The 15,487-nt window shown below is 69.2% G+C and carries 14 protein-coding genes; 11 read left to right on the top strand and 3 right to left on the bottom strand.

Translation table 11 applies throughout. The features are described from left to right. Positions 1-94: 94 nt before the first annotated feature. From AB0M29_RS16000 to AB0M29_RS15990, 3 genes are all read left to right on the top strand, one after another. Positions 95-796, top strand: a complete 702-nt coding sequence (locus tag AB0M29_RS16000) for an HAD family phosphatase (RefSeq protein ID WP_365382893.1) — start codon at positions 95-97, stop codon at positions 794-796. A gap of 551 nt (positions 797-1,347) precedes the next feature. Continuing rightward, entirely contained in the window at positions 1,348-2,946 is a 1,599-nt protein-coding gene (locus tag AB0M29_RS15995) for an ABC transporter substrate-binding protein (protein ID WP_365382891.1), read from the top strand. Between the two features lie 28 nt (positions 2,947-2,974). Beyond that, a complete protein-coding gene (locus AB0M29_RS15990) occupies positions 2,975-4,576 on the top strand; it encodes an ABC transporter substrate-binding protein (protein ID WP_365382889.1) in 1,602 nt (533 codons plus the stop codon). Positions 4,577-4,685: 109 nt separating this feature from the next. Here the strand turns inward: AB0M29_RS15990 and AB0M29_RS15985 are convergent, their stop codons facing one another. Further along, on the bottom strand, positions 4,686-5,357 hold the full coding sequence (locus AB0M29_RS15985) for a response regulator transcription factor (RefSeq protein ID WP_365382887.1): 672 nt from the start codon (positions 5,355-5,357) through the stop codon (positions 4,686-4,688). Positions 5,358-5,376: 19 nt separating this feature from the next. Beyond that, complete coding sequence (locus AB0M29_RS15980) at positions 5,377-6,261, bottom strand: PD-(D/E)XK nuclease family protein (protein ID WP_365382885.1); 885 nt, start codon at positions 6,259-6,261, stop codon at positions 5,377-5,379. Positions 6,262-6,390: 129 nt separating this feature from the next. On the opposite strand from AB0M29_RS15980, the gene AB0M29_RS15975 reads away from it, so the two are divergent. From AB0M29_RS15975 to AB0M29_RS15965, 3 genes are all read left to right on the top strand, one after another. Next, a complete protein-coding gene (locus tag AB0M29_RS15975; RefSeq protein ID WP_365382883.1) occupies positions 6,391-7,620 on the top strand; it encodes a site-2 protease family protein in 1,230 nt (409 codons plus the stop codon). Positions 7,621-7,693: 73 nt separating this feature from the next. Beyond that, complete coding sequence (locus tag AB0M29_RS15970) at positions 7,694-8,608, top strand: tRNA (adenine-N1)-methyltransferase (RefSeq protein WP_365382881.1); 915 nt, start codon at positions 7,694-7,696, stop codon at positions 8,606-8,608. Positions 8,609-8,786: 178 nt separating this feature from the next. Then, positions 8,787-9,353 carry a hypothetical protein gene (locus AB0M29_RS15965; protein WP_365382879.1) on the top strand — a complete coding sequence of 189 codons (567 nt, stop codon included), beginning with the start codon at positions 8,787-8,789 and terminating at the stop codon, positions 9,351-9,353. Positions 9,354-9,373: 20 nt separating this feature from the next. Here AB0M29_RS15965 and AB0M29_RS15960 read toward each other — a convergent pair whose 3' ends face one another. After that, positions 9,374-9,679: a ferredoxin gene (locus AB0M29_RS15960; RefSeq protein ID WP_365382877.1), complete on the bottom strand. Its 306-nt coding sequence runs from the start codon at positions 9,677-9,679 to the stop codon at positions 9,374-9,376. Between the two features lie 241 nt (positions 9,680-9,920). Here AB0M29_RS15960 and arc point away from each other — a divergent pair, with 241 nt between their 5' ends. From arc to prcA, 5 genes are all read left to right on the top strand, one after another. Beyond that, entirely contained in the window at positions 9,921-11,687 is a 1,767-nt protein-coding gene (gene arc / locus AB0M29_RS15955) for a proteasome ATPase (RefSeq protein WP_365382875.1), read from the top strand. A 93-nt stretch (positions 11,688-11,780) separates the two neighbouring features. Next, positions 11,781-13,292 carry a depupylase/deamidase Dop gene (dop, locus tag AB0M29_RS15950; protein WP_365382873.1) on the top strand — a complete coding sequence of 504 codons (1,512 nt, stop codon included), beginning with the start codon at positions 11,781-11,783 and terminating at the stop codon, positions 13,290-13,292. A 147-nt stretch (positions 13,293-13,439) separates the two neighbouring features. Further along, a complete protein-coding gene (locus tag AB0M29_RS15945) occupies positions 13,440-13,658 on the top strand; it encodes a ubiquitin-like protein Pup (RefSeq protein ID WP_365382872.1) in 219 nt (72 codons plus the stop codon). Beyond that, on the top strand, positions 13,659-14,504 hold the full coding sequence (gene prcB, locus AB0M29_RS15940; protein WP_365382870.1) for a proteasome subunit beta: 846 nt from the start codon (positions 13,659-13,661) through the stop codon (positions 14,502-14,504). A gap of 91 nt (positions 14,505-14,595) precedes the next feature. Next, positions 14,596-15,342 carry a proteasome subunit alpha gene (gene prcA / locus AB0M29_RS15935; RefSeq protein WP_365382868.1) on the top strand — a complete coding sequence of 249 codons (747 nt, stop codon included), beginning with the start codon at positions 14,596-14,598 and terminating at the stop codon, positions 15,340-15,342. Positions 15,343-15,487: the final 145 nt, after the last annotated feature.

Here is a 15,487-nt window from a genome sequence, read left to right as displayed (position 1 = left end):
ACGGGGGTGCGGCGACCGGCCTTTGTGTCCCTCGGAACAGGGCGCTCCAGCAGCATCGGAGCCGGGTTTCGTACCGCAGCGAGGAGTGGGGCGTATGACAAGCAGCATCCCCGTCGTCGACACCCGGATGACGCAGGGCCCCGGCCTGAAGGCGGTCCTCCTCGACATGGACGGCACCCTCGTGGACACCGAGGGCATCTGGTGGGCGGCGGAGTCCGAGGTCTTCGCGGATCTCGGGCACGTGCTGGACGAGACGCACCGCTCGGTGGTGATCGGCGGGCCGATGTCACGCAGCGTGGGCCATCTGATCACCGCGACCGGGACGACCGCCACGCTCGCCGAGCTGATGCTCGCCATCAACGTCCGCTTCGAGAAGCTCATCGCCCGCGGTGTGCCGCTGATGCCGGGCGCGCGGCGGCTGCTGACCGAGCTGGCCGCCCACGACATCCCCACCGCGCTGGTCTCCGCCTCGCACCGGCGCACCATCGACGTGATGCTGCGCACCCTGGGCGCGGAGAACTTCGCGTTCACCGTGGCAGGGGACGAGGTGACGCGCACCAAGCCCGACCCCGAGCCCTATCTGACGGCCGCCGGGCGGCTGGGCGCGGACCCGGCCTCCTGCGTGGTGGTGGAGGACACACTGACCGGGGTGGCGTCCGCCGAGGCGGCCGGCTGCCGGGTGGTCGCGGTGCCCTCGCTGGTGCCGATCCCGGCCGCGCCCGGCCGGACGGTCGTCGGTTCACTGGAGGAGCTGAGCGTGCCGTTCCTGCGCGCTCTGAGTTCCCGCGTGCACTGAGCGTGTTCCTGGAGGCGAAACGGTTCCCTGAAACGGAATCCGTACTCCAGTGATCTGCGTCACGTTACCGGGTGGTGAGCAACGCGGTGTTGTGTCCCGGTTGCGCCCCCGGCGGGGGGATCGTGCCACGCCGGCGGGTCGGCGGCCGCCCCAGCCGCACCCGCGGCGAGGCCGATCGCCACGATTCACAGCCACCGCGACAAGAACGTCGCCCCATCGTTAGTGCTGATCACGCGCATTCTCGGTATCGTCGCCGGAGCGTGCGACCGGGTGGTGGTGGGGCCCCTCGAAAGGTCGGACGTCCCGGCGCCCTCTTCGGCGTGGGCGGCAGCGTTCCGAACAACCCGGAAGCGGTCGCACAGTCCGAGATGTGCTGGAATACGTGCGGCATCCACGCGAAAGCGACCGGGGCCCGGTGGAGTTCACGCCATCCGGGGGGTTCCGTGCCAAGCCCTGACTCCAGAACACCGGCGTACACATGACCAGCGATCCTGGCCCGTACGGCGTAGCACCACAGCAAGATCAGCAGGAATAAGAGGAGAACGTCGCCGATGAACCGCAAGCTACTGATGCTGCCCGCCCTTGTGGGCGTTATGGCACCCCTCGTGACGGGGTGCGGCACGTCCAGCGGGGGGAGCGGTGGGAGCAGCAAGGCGATCGTCGTCGGCACCACGGACAGCATCGAACTCACCAAGGACAACCCGGCACCGCTCGACCCGGCCACCTCGTACGACAGCGCCACCTGGAACATCTTCTACAACACCTTCCAGATGCTGCTGACCTACCCGCGCGGCAGCACCACGCCCACCCCGGACGCGGCCAAGGAGTGCCACTACCTGGACGTCACCGGGCTGACGTACCAGTGCACGCTCCAGGACGGCCTGCAGTTCTCCAACGGGCACCCGTTGACCTCGGAGGACGTCAAGTTCTCCGTCGACCGGATGAAGAAGATCAACTTCTCGGCCGGTCCCGCCTCGCTGATATCCGGCGTGAAGTCGGTCGCCACCCCCGACCCGAAGACCGTCACGTTCCACCTCAAGGCCGCCGACGCGACCTTCCCGGCGAAGCTGGCCACCCCCGCCGCCGCCATCGTCGACCACCAGGTCTACGACGCCGACAAGCCGTACGAGGGCTGGAAGCTGGTCGGCTCGGGCCCGTACACCCTCGACTCCTTCGACGAGGGCAAGAAGGGCGTCTTCTCCAAGAACGACCACTACAAGGGCCAGCTGAAGCTCAACAACAGCAGGGTCGAGCTGCGGATGTTCGACGACTCCACGAAGATGCAGGCCGCCCTGAAGGCCGGCTCGATCGACGTCATGTCGCGGACCCTCAGTCCGGACCAGATCAACAGCCTGCAGGAGAGCACCGACCCGGACATCAAGCTCACCGAGTCGCCCGGCGGCGAGGCGCGCTACCTGTTCCTGAACACCGACGCGCCGGGGCTGAAGAGCCAGGCCGTACGGCAGGCGATGGCCCGGGTCATCGACCGCCAGGCGATCACCCGCGATGTCTACAAGCGCACCGCCGAACCGCTCTACTCGGTCGTCCCGCAGGGCATCACCGGCCACGTCAACTCGTTCTTCAACGCCTACGGCGACCCCAGCGTCAGCGCCGCCAGGAGCGTGCTGCGCGCGGCGGGCTTCACCGGCAAGGTGCCGCTGACCATCAACTTCCGCCGCGACACCGGCGGCACGATGAACCAGGCCGAGGCCGAGGAGATCAAGCGGCAGCTCGACGCCAGTGGGCTCTTCGACGTCCAGGTGCAGAGCGAGCAGTGGAACGCCTTCCTGAAGGCCGCCTCGCAGCGCAAGTACCAGATCTTCGCGATCAGCTGGCTGCCGGACTTCCCGGACCCCGACAACTACATCGCGCCGTTCTTCGACAAGGACAACTTCCTCAATCTGCCGTACCAGAGCGCGCAGATCGAGAACCAGATCCTGCCCCAGACTCGCAAGCAGGCCCAGCGCAGTACGGCCAGCGCCGGCTTCGGGAACGCTCAGAAGATCATCGCCCATGACGTACCGTTGCTGCCGCTGTGGCAGGGCAAGCAGTACATCGCCGCGCGCAGCGACATCACCGGTGTCGAATGGGCGCTCAACTCCTCCACCACCACCCAGTTCTGGGAGCTCGGCCGTGGTGTGGCGGGTTGATCCGCACAGATAAGGGAGATCGTCGAGGATGAACCGCAAGCTGCTCGTTCTGCCGGCCATCATAGGTCTGGCGACACCGCTGCTCGCCGGATGCGGATCCGGCAGCGGCAGCGGCAACGACGGCAAACCGATCGTGGTCGGAACGACGGACACGTTCCAGATGTCGAAGGACAACCCGGCGCCGCTCGACCCTGCCACCGGGTACGACATCGGCAGCTGGAACATCTTCTACAACACGTACCAGACGCTGCTGCGCTTCCCGCGCAGCGGCACCGACCCCGAGCCCGAGGCGGCGAAGGAATGCCACTTCACGGACAGCCTGGGCGAGCAGTACCGGTGCACCCTGCGTGACGGTCTCACCTTCTCCAACGGTCACAAGCTGACGTCCGAGGACGTCAAGTTCTCCATCGACCGTATGACGGGGATCAACGACCCGAACGGGCCCGCGAGCCTCCTGACCAACATCGACAAGGTGGAGACGCCCGACGCCTCCACCGTCGTCTTCCACCTGAAGGACCCGGACTCCACCTTCCCGTTCAAGCTGGCGACGCCGGCCGCGGACATCGTGGACCCCGAGACGTACCAGGCCAAGAAGATCCACGAGGGGTACAGCGTGGTGGGCTCCGGGCCCTACACGCTGTCCTCCTTCAACGCGGGCAAGGACGCGGTCTTCGAGAAGAACCCCAGCTACAAGGGGTCGATCAAGCTCAACAACAGCAAGATCGAGCTGAAGTTCTTCACCTCCTCCGCGGCGATGGAGGCGGCGCTCAAGTCCGGCGAGATCGACGTCATGAACCGCACGATGACCCCGGACCAGATCAACCGGCTCACCGTCGGCACCGACCAGAACATCAAGCTCACCGAGGCACCCGGCACCGAGATCCGCTACCTGGTCTTCAACACCGCCGACCCCACGGTGAAGCAGAAGGCGGTACGGCAGGCGTTCGCGGCGCTGATCGACCGCGAGGCGATCACCCGTGACGTCTACCAGCGCACCACCGAGCCGCTGTACTCGCTGGTGCCGCAGGGCATCACCAGCCACACCAACTCGTTCTTCAGCAAGTACGGCGAGCAGCCGAGCGTGGCCAAGGCGCGCGCGTACCTGCACGACGCGCACATCACCACCCCGGTGCCGCTGACGCTGTCGTACACGACGAACCACTACGGCGAGACGACCGCGGCGGAGTTCAAGAAACTGAAGTCGCAGCTCGAGGCGAGCGGTCTGTTCTCCATCACGCTGCAGGGCGTGTCGGACTGGAACGGCTACAAGGCGTCGTACCGCGCGCACAAGTACCAGGTGTTCGGCATGGGATGGTTCCCCGACTTCCCGGACCCGGACAACTACATCGCCCCGTTCTTCGGCGCGGACGACTTCCTCAACCTCGCCTACACCAACACCACGATCCGGGACCAGATCATCAAGTCCACCCGGACCAAGACGCAGCGCAGCGGGACGGTCACGGACTTCACCACGGCGCAGGACATCATCGCCGCGGACGTGCCGATCCTGCCGGTGTGGCAGGGCAAGCAGTACCTGGCCGCGCGCAGCGACATCACGGGCACCGAGTGGGCGCTGAACTCGTCCTCGACGACCCAGTTCTGGGAGCTGGGCCGGGGCGCCTCCGGCTGACGGCCGGCCGACGGCGTGGGGCGGGGTGGACCGGCGAACGGCCGGACCACCCCGCCCCCGGGCTTTCCGCCCCGGCGGACAGCGTCACGTCACCCCGCGCCGGGGAGCGTCACCCCGCGCCGGGGCGGACCAGACCGCTCTCGTACGCGTAGACCGCGGCCTGCACCCGGTCTCGCAGCGCGAGCTTGGTGAGCACATGGCCGACATGGGTCTTGACAGTGGTCTCGCTGACGAACAGCTCGGCGGCGATCTCCGCGTTGGACAGGCCGCGGGCCACCAGCTTCAGCACCTCGACCTCGCGCTCGGTGAGCGCGTGCAGCGGCTGCGGCACCGCGTCCTCACCGGACGGCAGCCGGCCCGCGTACTTGTCGAGCAGCCGCCGGGTGATGCTGGGGGCGAGCATCGCCTCGCCGGCCGCCACCACCCTGATCGCCTGCACCAGCTCGGCCGCCGGGGCGTCCTTGAGCAGGAAGCCGCTGGCGCCCGCCCGCAGCGCCTCCACCACGTACTCGTCGAGGTCGAAGGTGGTCAGCACCAGCACCTTGGCGGGACCCGAGCGGTCGGGCCCGGTGATCTGCCGGGTCGCCTCCACCCCGTCCATCCGCGGCATCCGGATGTCCATCAACACCACGTCGGGCTGCAGCGCCCGGACCTGGTCGAGCGCCTGCTGGCCGTCCCCGGCCTCGCCGACCACGACAAGGTCGGACTCGGCCTCCAGGATCATCCGGAAACCGGTACGCAGCAGGGGCTGATCGTCCACCAGCAGGACGCGGATAGCCACGGGAACTCCTTCGCCTTCGCTAGACGGGATCATTCTCGCCCACCAAGGGCGGCGCTCCCGCTATTTCCGCCAGCGGATACGGCGGGGGAGTCCCACCGAACTCGGGACAAAACGCCTGGTGGTCGCACCAGCCGCAGAGCGGGGTGCGGCGCGGGCGCCAGTCCCCGCTCACCGTCGCCTCCCTGATCGCCTCCCACAGCGCCAGCAGCCTGCGCTCTGTGGTGCGCAGATCGGCCTCCGTCGGGTCGTACGTCAGCACGTCGCCGCTGCCGAGGTAGACCAGCTGCAGCCGGCGCGGCACCACGCCCCGCAGCCGCCACAGCACCAGGGCGTAGAACTTCATCTGGAAGAGCGGCTCGTCGGCATACTCCGGCCGCGGCGCCTTGCCCGTCTTGTAGTCGACCACCCGCAGGTCGCCGCTGGCCGGGGCCACGTCCAGCCGGTCCACGTACCCGCGCAGGGTCAGCCCGGACTCCAGCACGGTCTCCACGTACAGCTCGCGCTCGGCGGGCTCCAGCCGCGTCGGGTCCTCCAGGGTGAACCAGCGGTCCACCAGCCGCTCGGCGCTCTCCAGCCAGGCGGTGAGCGCCGCCGCGTCCGCCGCCCCGTCCGCCGCGTCGAACAGCGACGCCAGCTCAGGGCGGGCGGCCCGCAGCCGCTCCCACTCGCCCGGCACCATCGCCCGCGCCCGCTCGGCGGTCCGCTCCGCGGCCGGCGCGTCGAAGAGCCGCTCCAGCACCGCGTGCACCACGGTGCCGCGGGTGGCGGCCTCGCTGGGCTTCTCGGGCAGCCGGTCGATCACCCGCAGCCGGTACAGCAGCGGGCAGCGCATGAAGTCCGCCGCGCGCGACGGGGACAGCGACGACGGGGGTCGCGGGGGGATGCTCTCAATGCTGGTGCCCATGGCAGACGACCCTATGGCCTCCCACTGACAGTGCTGGTGTCCTCCCGGAACGCGCAGGGCAATAGCATGGTTATGGAACCCTGCGTCCCGCATGATCGGTACGAGGGTCCGTTCGAACGAGGGGAACCAGTGAGCGAGAGCGGCCGGCCGCCGTCCAAGAACACCCGAGTCCCAGGCGAGGACGGCGGCACCGACAAGCCCCCGCGCGAGCCTGGTGGCGGCATCCTCATGGGCCGCTTCTTCGGCGTCCCGATCTACGTCGCCCCGAGCTGGTTCCTGGTCGCCGCCCTCATCACCTGGGTGTTCGGCGGCCAGCTCGACACCGTGCTGCCCGAGCTGGGCAAGGTGCGCTACCTGGTGTCGCTCTTCTTCGCGGTGGCCTTCTACGCCTCCGTGCTCGTCCACGAGCTGGCGCACACCGTGGCCGCGCTCCGCTTCGACCTGCCCGTGCGCCGGATCCAGCTGCAGTTCTTCGGCGGCGTCTCGGAGATCGAGAAGGAGTCCGACACCCCGGGCCGGGAGTTCGTGCTCGCCTTCGTCGGGCCGCTGCTCTCGCTGATACTGGCCGGGATCTTCTTCGGCGGCATGCAATTCGTGGAGTCCGGCACGGTCCCGGGGGTGCTGCTCGCCGGGCTCATGGTCAGCAACCTGATCGTTGCCATCTTCAACTTCCTGCCCGGTCTGCCGCTCGACGGCGGCCGGATGCTGCGGGCCGTGGTCTGGAAGATCAGCGGCAAGCCGATGACGGGCACCGTCGCCGCCGCCTGGGTCGGCCGCGCGCTGGCCCTCGCGGTGCTGATCGGACTGCCGCTGCTGTCCTACGCGGGCGGGCTCAACGGGAACAACAGCAGCAGCGGTGTCGACTCGCTCACCGACGCGCTGCTCGCCGCGATCCTGGCGGCCATCATCTGGACCGGCGCGGGCAACAGCCTGCGGATGGCCCGGCTGCGCGAGCGGCTGCCGGCGCTGCGGGCCCGTACGCTGACCCGCCGGGCCGTCCCCGTGGCCTCCGACACCCCACTGTCCGAGGCGCTGCGCCGCGCCAACGAGGCAGGCGCCCGCGCCCTGGTGGTGGTCGACGGCCGGGGCGACCCCACGGCGGTCGTCCGGGAGTCCGCGATCGTCGGCATCCCGGAGCACCGCCGCCCCTGGGTGGCCGTCAGCGGCCTCGCCCAGGACCTCACCCCGGGCATGCGGGTCTCCGCCGAACTCGCGGGCGAGGACCTGCTCGACACCCTGCGGGCCACCCCCTCCACCGAGTATCTGGTGGTCGAGCCGACCGGCGAGATCTACGGGGTGCTGTCCACCGCGGACGTCGAGCGCGCCTTCCTCGCCGCGATGTCCCGGCCCTCGGCCTGACGCACCGGCCCGCCCGCCAAGGGGCCGCCGACCGGCGGCGGGAGGGGGCCATGTCAGCCGGTAGGGTGGTCTTATGTCCGAACCGACCGGTGCCGCCCGCCGTCGCGGGCCCTTCAGAGTCGGGGACCAGGTCCAGCTCACCGACCCCAAGGGACGCCACTACACCTTCACGCTCGAAGCAGGAAAGCAGTTCCACACCCACAAGGGCGCTTTCCCGCACGACGAGCTGATCGGTGCTCCCGAGGGCAGTGTTGTCCGAACCACGGGAAACGTCGCCTACCTCGCGCTGCGCCCCCTGCTCCCCGACTACGTCCTGTCCATGCCCCGCGGCGCCGCCGTGGTCTACCCCAAGGACGCGGGGCAGATCCTGGCGATGGCCGACATCTTCGCGGGCGCCCGCGTGGTGGAGGCGGGCGTCGGCTCCGGCTCGCTCAGCAGCTTCCTGCTGCGGGCGATCGGCGACCACGGCATGCTGCACAGCTACGAGCGCAGGGCCGACTTCGCCGAGATCGCCACCCAGAACGTCGAGCGCTACTTCGGCGGCCCGCACCCCGCCTGGCAGCTCACCGTCGGCGACCTGCAGGACCACCTGTCGGACACCGACGTGGACCGGGTCATCCTCGACATGCTGGCGCCCTGGGAGTGCCTGGAGGCGGTCGCCAAGGCCCTGGTGCCCGGCGGCATCCTGTGCGCCTACGTGGCCACCACCACGCAGCTCGCCCGTACCGTCGAGGCGATCCGCGAGCACGGCACCTTCAACGAGCCCGCCGCCTGGGAGACCATGGTGCGCACCTGGCACGTGGAGGGCCTCGCGGTCAGGCCCGACCACCGGATGATCGGGCACACCGGCTTCCTGCTCACCGCGCGCCGCCTCGCGGACGGCGTCGAGCCGCCGCTGCGCCGCCGCCGGCCCGCCAAGGGCGCCTACGGCGAGGACTACACCGGACCGGGAAGCGGAAGCGGCGGGTCCGCCGCCTCCGACGGATAATTCCGGCCAACTTCACCGCGCCGCCGCCGGTTTGCCCCCTCCAGGGCACCGGCGGCGGCCTTTTTTGCGGCTCCCGGGTCCCCGCCCGCGCGTCGGCGGCCCCCGGCGTTCCGCCCGGGTGTGACGTATGGCACCATGCTGGCCACCCCCGCCGTTCGACCCCCCAGGAGACAGGCGAGTGCAGCCCTCCGCAGGCCCGGCCCTCCCGCACACCCGCACCCGTACCGTGCACTGGATCAGCACCGCCGCGGCGCTCGGCGCCATCGTGGCCGCCGGAGCCCTCGTACAGCCCGCTGACGCCTCTCCCACCGCCGCCAGAGCCCCCAAGGCCCCGGTCGCGGCCCCCGACCCCAGAGCGGCCCACTACCCCTTGGACTGCGCCGGGAGCCCGGTGGACGTCGTCTCCAGCGTCTCCGGCGACCTGGACGCGGACGGGCGGCCCGAGACCGTCGCCGTGGTGCGCTGCCAGGCCGACACCGGCACTCCGCCCAGCGGCGTCTACGTGCTCTCGGTGCCCACCACGCCGGGCGGCGCGCCGGTGATCGCCGAGACCCTGGTGAACCCCAAGGACCAGCGGAGCATCACCGGGTTCCGGCTCGACGGCCGCACGGTCCGGGCCACGGTGCTCGGCTACTCCAGCCCCGACACCCCGCGCTGCTGCCCCGACCTCAAGCGCAGCTACGCCTGGGAGTGGCGGCAGGGGCGGTACGTGGCCCTGCCGGGACCGCTGCCCAACAGCATCTGACCGGCCCCCGCGGGGGTCCGTTACTCGGCGTCGGGCCCGTACACCTCGACGCGGTCGGCGGCCCGCCGCACATGGATGCAGTCGCCGGGGCACTCCTTCGCCGAGTCCACGACATCCCGCAGCAGCTCCGGCGGTACGGGTACGGTGGCACCAGGAGCCTGGAGCAGCTCGGCCTCCTCGCCCTCCGGAGCCGGTCCCTTCACGTAGGCCAGCCCGTCGATGTCGAGTTCGAAGACCTCCGGCGCGTACTGCACGCAGATCCCGTCGCCCGTGCAGAGGTCCTGGTCGATCCAGACCTCGAGCGCTTCGGCCGTCTCGTTGCCCACGGAAACCCTCGCCTGCCCATCGTCGTTCAGGAAGTAACAGCGCTTGGCGGCTGTTGACGCAATCGACGATACAACCGGCTGCTTTCCGAGTGTGATCGGTGGGTATCTCACTGGCGGAGGGACGTACGCAAGGGTGAAGATCGGACACACCGCGATCGTCTTTTTGATCTAGGGGTTTACACCCCTACTGGCCCAGGTAGGGTCTGGAAACGTCCAGCTCCCCTTGGAGGAGGTGAGGACCGTGGCGGCCCACGACGACGACATCAACCGTGGCGGCCGACCCGCTCGTGGATCGGAAGATCCCATGAGCCAGGTCGCCTTTCTTGAGCAGGAGATCGCCGTCCTGCGACGCAAGCTCGCCGATTCTCCGCGGCACACGAGGATTCTCGAGGAGCGGATCGTCGAGCTGCAGACCAACCTGGCAGGTGTGTCCGCGCAGAACGAACGGCTGGCGAACACTCTCCGCGAGGCCCGCGACCAGATCGTGGCCCTCAAGGAAGAGGTCGACCGGCTCGCGCAGCCACCCGCGGGTTTCGGCGTGTTCCTGCAGGCCAACGAGGACGGTACGGCCGACATCTTCACCGGCGGGCGCAAGCTCCGGGTGAACGTCAGCCCGTCCGTCGAGCTCGATGACCTCAGGCGCGGCCAGGAACTGATGCTCAACGAGGCGCTCAACGTGGTCGAGGCCATGGAGTTCGAGCTCATCGGCGACATCGTCACCCTCAAGGAGGTCCTGGAGGACGGCGAGCGTGCCCTGGTCATCGGGCACACCGACGAGGAGCGGGTGGTCCGGCTCGCCGAGCCCCTGCTCGACGGCGCCCTGCGCGCCGGCGACGCGCTGCTCCTCGAACCGCGCTCCGGCTACGTCTACGAACGGGTGCCGAAGAGCGAGGTCGAAGAGCTCGTCCTGGAAGAAGTCCCCGATATCGACTACCGCCAGATCGGCGGCCTCGGCAACCAGATCGAGCAGATCCGCGACGCGGTCGAACTGCCCTATCTGCACGCCGATCTCTTCAAGGAGTACGAACTGCGCCCGCCCAAGGGCGTGCTGCTCTACGGCCCTCCGGGCTGCGGCAAGACCCTCATCGCCAAGGCGGTCGCCAACTCGCTGGCGAAGAAGGTCGCCGAGGTCACGGGTCAGCCGCAGGGCAAGAGCTACTTCCTGAACATCAAGGGCCCGGAGCTGCTGAACAAGTACGTCGGCGAGACCGAGCGGCAGATCCGCCTGGTCTTCCAGCGGGCCCGGGAGAAGGCCAGCGAGGGCACCCCCGTCATCGTCTTCTTCGACGAGATGGAGTCGCTCTTCCGCACCCGTGGATCCGGTGTCAGCTCGGACGTGGAGAACACCATCGTCCCGCAGCTGCTCGCCGAGATCGACGGCGTGGAGGGCCTGGAGAACGTGATCGTGATCGGCGCCTCCAACCGGGAGGACATGATCGATCCCGCGATCCTGCGGCCCGGCCGGCTGGACGTCAAGATCAAGATCGAGCGTCCGGACGCCGAGGCGGCCAAGGACATCTTCTCCAAGTACCTGGTCGACACCCTCCCGCTGCACGGAGAGGACCTGTCGGAGCACGGCGGGTCGCCGGCGGGCACCGTGGACGCCATGATCCAGTCCGTGGTGGAGCGGATGTACTCCGAGACCGAGGAGAACCGCTTCCTGGAGGTCACCTACGCCAACGGCGACAAGGAGGTCCTGTACTTCAAGGACTTCAACTCCGGCGCCATGATCCAGAACATCGTGGACCGGGCGAAGAAGATGGCGATCAAGGACTTCCTCGATCACCAGCAGCGGGGCCTGCGCGTCTCCCACCTGCTCGCGGCATGTGTCGACGAGTTCAAGGAGAACGAGGACCTGCCCAATACCACCAACCCCGACGACTGGGCCCGAATCTCCGGCAAGAAGGGCGAGCGGATCGTGTTCATCCGCACCCTGGTGACCGGAAAGCAGGGCGCGGACACCGGACGCTCCATCGACACCGTGGCGAACACGGGACAGTATCTGTAGGCACTACCCTCCGGCTGCGGGTCCCCACAGCGGGTACCCGCAGCCGGTGTGTTCCCGGCTCAGCACGGGCCGGAGCCGGGCAAGGAGGGCCGCATGACCGTACGGCGAGTAATGGGCATCGAGACGGAGTACGGCATCTCCGTCCCCGGCCACCCGAACGCCAATGCCATGCTCACCTCGTCCCAGATCGTCAACGCCTACGCGGCGGCGATGCACCGGGCGCGGCGGGCCCGCTGGGACTTCGAGGAGGAGAACCCGCTCCGGGACGCCCGGGGGTTCGACCTCGCACGTGACTCGGCGGACTCCACCCAGCTCACGGACGAGGACATCGGCCTGGCCAATGTGATCCTCACCAACGGTGCTCGGCTCTATGTCGACCACGCCCACCCCGAGTACTCCTCGCCCGAGGTCACCAACCCGCGGGACGCGGTGCTGTGGGACAAGGCGGGCGAGCGGATCATGGCCGAGGCGGCGCTGCGCGCGGCGCAGCTCCCCGGGGCGCAGCCGATCCACCTCTACAAGAACAACACCGACAACAAGGGCGCCTCCTACGGCACCCACGAGAACTACCTGATGAAGCGGGAGACCCCGTTCTCGGAGATCGTGCGGCACCTGACGCCGTTCTTCGTCTCCCGCCAGGTGGTCACCGGCGCGGGCCGGGTCGGGATCGGCCAGGACGGCCGCGAGGACGGCTTCCAGATCAGCCAGCGCGCTGACTACTTCGAGGTCGAGGTCGGCCTCGAGACCACCCTCAAGCGCCCCATCATCAACACCCGCGACGAACCGCACTCCGACGCCGAGAAGTACCGCAGGCTCCATGTGATCATCGGCGACGCCAACCTGTCCGAGATCTCCACCTACCTCAAGCTCGGCACCACCTCCCTGGTGCTGTCGATGATCGAGGACGGCTTCATCAAGGTGGACCTCGCCGTCGACCAGCCGGTGCGCACCCTGCACGAGGTCAGCCACGACCCCACGCTGCAACGACTGATCACCCTCCGTAACGGCCGGACGCTGACCGCGGTCCAGTTGCAGATGGAGTACTTCGAGCTGGCCCGCAAGTACACCGAGGAGCGGTACGGCAACGACGCGGACCCGCAGACCAAGGATGTGCTGGCCCGCTGGGAGGACGTGCTCAACCGGCTGGAGAACGACCCGATGAGCCTGTCGGGCGAGCTGGACTGGGTGGCCAAGCGCGAGGTCCTGGAGGGCTACCGGCGCCGTGACGGCCTCGGCTGGGACGCGGCCCGGCTGCACCTGGTGGACCTGCAGTACGCCGACGTACGGCCCGACAAGGGCCTCTACAACCGGCTGGCCGCCCGCGGCCGCATGAAGCGGCTGCTCGACGAGCCCGACGTCGTCCGGGCCGCCACCAAGCCGCCGGAGGACACCAGGGCGTACTTCCGCGGCCGCTGTCTGGAACAGTACGCGGACGATGTCGCCGCCGCCTCCTGGGACTCGGTGATCTTCGATCTGCCCGGCAGGGACTCGCTCCAGCGGGTCCCCACCCTGGAGCCGCTGCGCGGTACCCGCAACCACGTCAAGGAGCTGCTGGACCGCTGCCGCACGGCCGAGGACCTGGTACGGATCCTTTCCGGAGGCTGATCCACGGCTGAAACGGTCCAGAACCGGGAAACAACCCAGTGACCCTCGTACGTTGACCTATTCGAGGGCCGATGTCGGGCCCTGCTTGTAGGGTCTGATCTTGTAGGCAGTCAACCGAGCGCACGGAAGACAAGCGGGGTGAGGGACATGGCTACCAAGGACACCGACGGCGGACAGCAGAAGGCGACGCGTTCCACGGAGGAGGCCGAGGAGGTCCAGCAGGACGCCCAGGCGGCCGACGACCTCAAGGAACGCCACGAGAAGCTCTCGGACGACGTGGACTCGGTCCTGGACGAGATCGACGACGTGCTGGAGGAGAACGCCGAGGACTTCGTGCGTTCCTTCGTCCAGAAGGGCGGCGAGTAGGTGGCAGCCAGCACGCATGGCACCGGGCGGCTTCCGGCCGCCTTCCTGACGCCCGGCTCGTCCTCGTTCCTCGACTTCCTCGGCGACCACTCGCCGGAGCTGCTGCCGGGGAACCGGACGCTGCCGCCGCTGAAGGGGGCGATCGAACTCCCGCACGGCACCACGATCGTGGCCGCCACCTTCGACGGGGGCGTGATCCTCGCCGGTGACCGGCGCGCCACGATGGGGAACATGATCGCGCAGCGGGACATCGAGAAGGTGTTCCCGGCCGACGAGTTCTCCGCCGTCGGCATCGCGGGCACCGCCGGCCTCGCCGTGGAGATGGTCAAGCTCTTCCAGCTGGAACTCGAGCACTACGAGAAGATCGAAGGGGCCACCCTGTCCCTGGAGGGCAAGGCCAACCGGCTCTCCACCATGATCCGCGGCAACCTGGGCATGGCGCTCCAGGGCCTGGCCGTGGTGCCGCTCTTCGCCGGGTACGACACCGACCGCGAGAAGGGCCGGATCTTCTCCTACGACGTCACCGGCGGCCGCAGCGAGGAACTGGGCTTCGCGTCCACCGGTTCCGGCTCGGTCTTCGCCCGCGGCGCCCTGAAGAAGCTCTACCGCAAGGACCTCAGTGAGCGTCAGGCGATGACCGCCGTCATCCAGGCGCTCTACGACGCGGCGGACGAGGACTCGGCCACCGGCGGTCCCGACCTGACCCGGCAGATCTTCCCGATCATCTCGGTGATCACCGAGGAGGGATTCCGCAGGGCAGGCGTGGACGAGGTGTCCGAGATCGCCCGGTCGGTGCTGGACGGACGGATGACGCACCCCGACGGGCCGCAGGCCCAGGTGCTGTGAAGCCGGTCAAGTGAAGCACGCGCCCTCCCTCACGGCCCCCGGGCCGTGGGGGCGCCCCCAAGCGCCGACAGCAGAAAGGCACGGTTAGCCGGTGTCCACGCCCTTTTACGTTTCACCCCAGCAGGCCATGGCCGACCGCGCCGAGTACGCCCGCAAGGGCATCGCGCGCGGCCGCAGCGTCGTCGTGCTGCAGTACACCGACGGCATCGTCTTCGTCGCCGAGAACCCGTCCCGCGCCCTGCACAAGGTCAGCGAGATCTACGACCGGATCGCCTTCGCGGCGGTCGGCAAGTACAACGAGTTCGAGAACCTGCGGATCGGCGGCGTGCGCTACGCCGATCTGCGCGGATACACCTACGACCGCGACGATGTGACGGCCCGTGGGCTGGCCAACGTCTACGCGCAGACGCTGGGCACCATCTTCTCCAGCGTGGGGGAGAAGCCCTACGAGGTGGAGCTGATCGTCGCCGAGGTCGGCGCCGCCCCCGAGGACGACCAGATCTACCGGCTTCCGCACGACGGCTCGATCGTCGACGAGCACGGCGCCGTCGCCGTCGGCGGCAACTCCGACCAGATCGGCAGCTATCTCGACCAGCGGCACCGGGACGGGATGACGCTCGCCGAGGCGCTCGGCCTCGCCGTCGAGTCGCTCGGCCGCGACAGCAACGGCAGCGACCGGCAGCTCACCGCCGAGCAGTTGGAGGTCGCGGTGCTGGACCGTACCCGGCCGCAGCAGCGCAAGTTCAAGCGGATCCTGGGCCGCCAGCTCTCCCGTCTCCTGGAGACGGAGAGCGCGTCGACGGCGAAGACGGACGAGCCGTCCGACGAGGAGGAGTAGCCCTCCTCGTCGGGTCACCCGGGCTCCCCGCCCAGCCACCTCGGACCGTCCCGAGACCTTCCGCCGGTTGTCGGTCGCTCGCGCAGTTCCCCGCGCCCCTGACGGGGGCGCGTTCTCCCCCCCCCTGGGTTGTGGCCCCGGCGGG

This window comes from Streptomyces sp. NPDC051976 (assembly GCF_040680795.1).
Lineage (GTDB): Bacteria > Actinomycetota > Actinomycetes > Streptomycetales > Streptomycetaceae > Actinacidiphila.
The sequence above is the reverse complement of the archived record's forward strand: the minus strand, read 5'-3'. Positions and strand labels throughout refer to the sequence as shown.

Bases quoted from the DNA above. Each gene is read 5' to 3' on its own strand.
- AB0M29_RS15945 (WP_365382872.1), top strand. From the start codon at position 13,440: ATGGCTACCAAGGACACCGACGGCGGACAGCAGAAGGCGACGCGTTCC.
- AB0M29_RS15990 (WP_365382889.1), top strand. From the start codon at position 2,975: ATGAACCGCAAGCTGCTCGTTCTGCCGGCCATCATAGGTCTGGCGACA.
- AB0M29_RS15970 (WP_365382881.1), top strand. From the start codon at position 7,694: ATGTCCGAACCGACCGGTGCCGCCCGCCGTCGCGGGCCCTTCAGAGTC.
- AB0M29_RS15995 (WP_365382891.1), top strand. From the start codon at position 1,348: ATGAACCGCAAGCTACTGATGCTGCCCGCCCTTGTGGGCGTTATGGCA.
- AB0M29_RS15980 (WP_365382885.1), bottom strand. From the start codon at position 6,261: ATGGGCACCAGCATTGAGAGCATCCCCCCGCGACCCCCGTCGTCGCTG.
- dop (WP_365382873.1), top strand. From the start codon at position 11,781: ATGACCGTACGGCGAGTAATGGGCATCGAGACGGAGTACGGCATCTCC.
- AB0M29_RS16000 (WP_365382893.1), top strand. From the start codon at position 95: ATGACAAGCAGCATCCCCGTCGTCGACACCCGGATGACGCAGGGCCCC.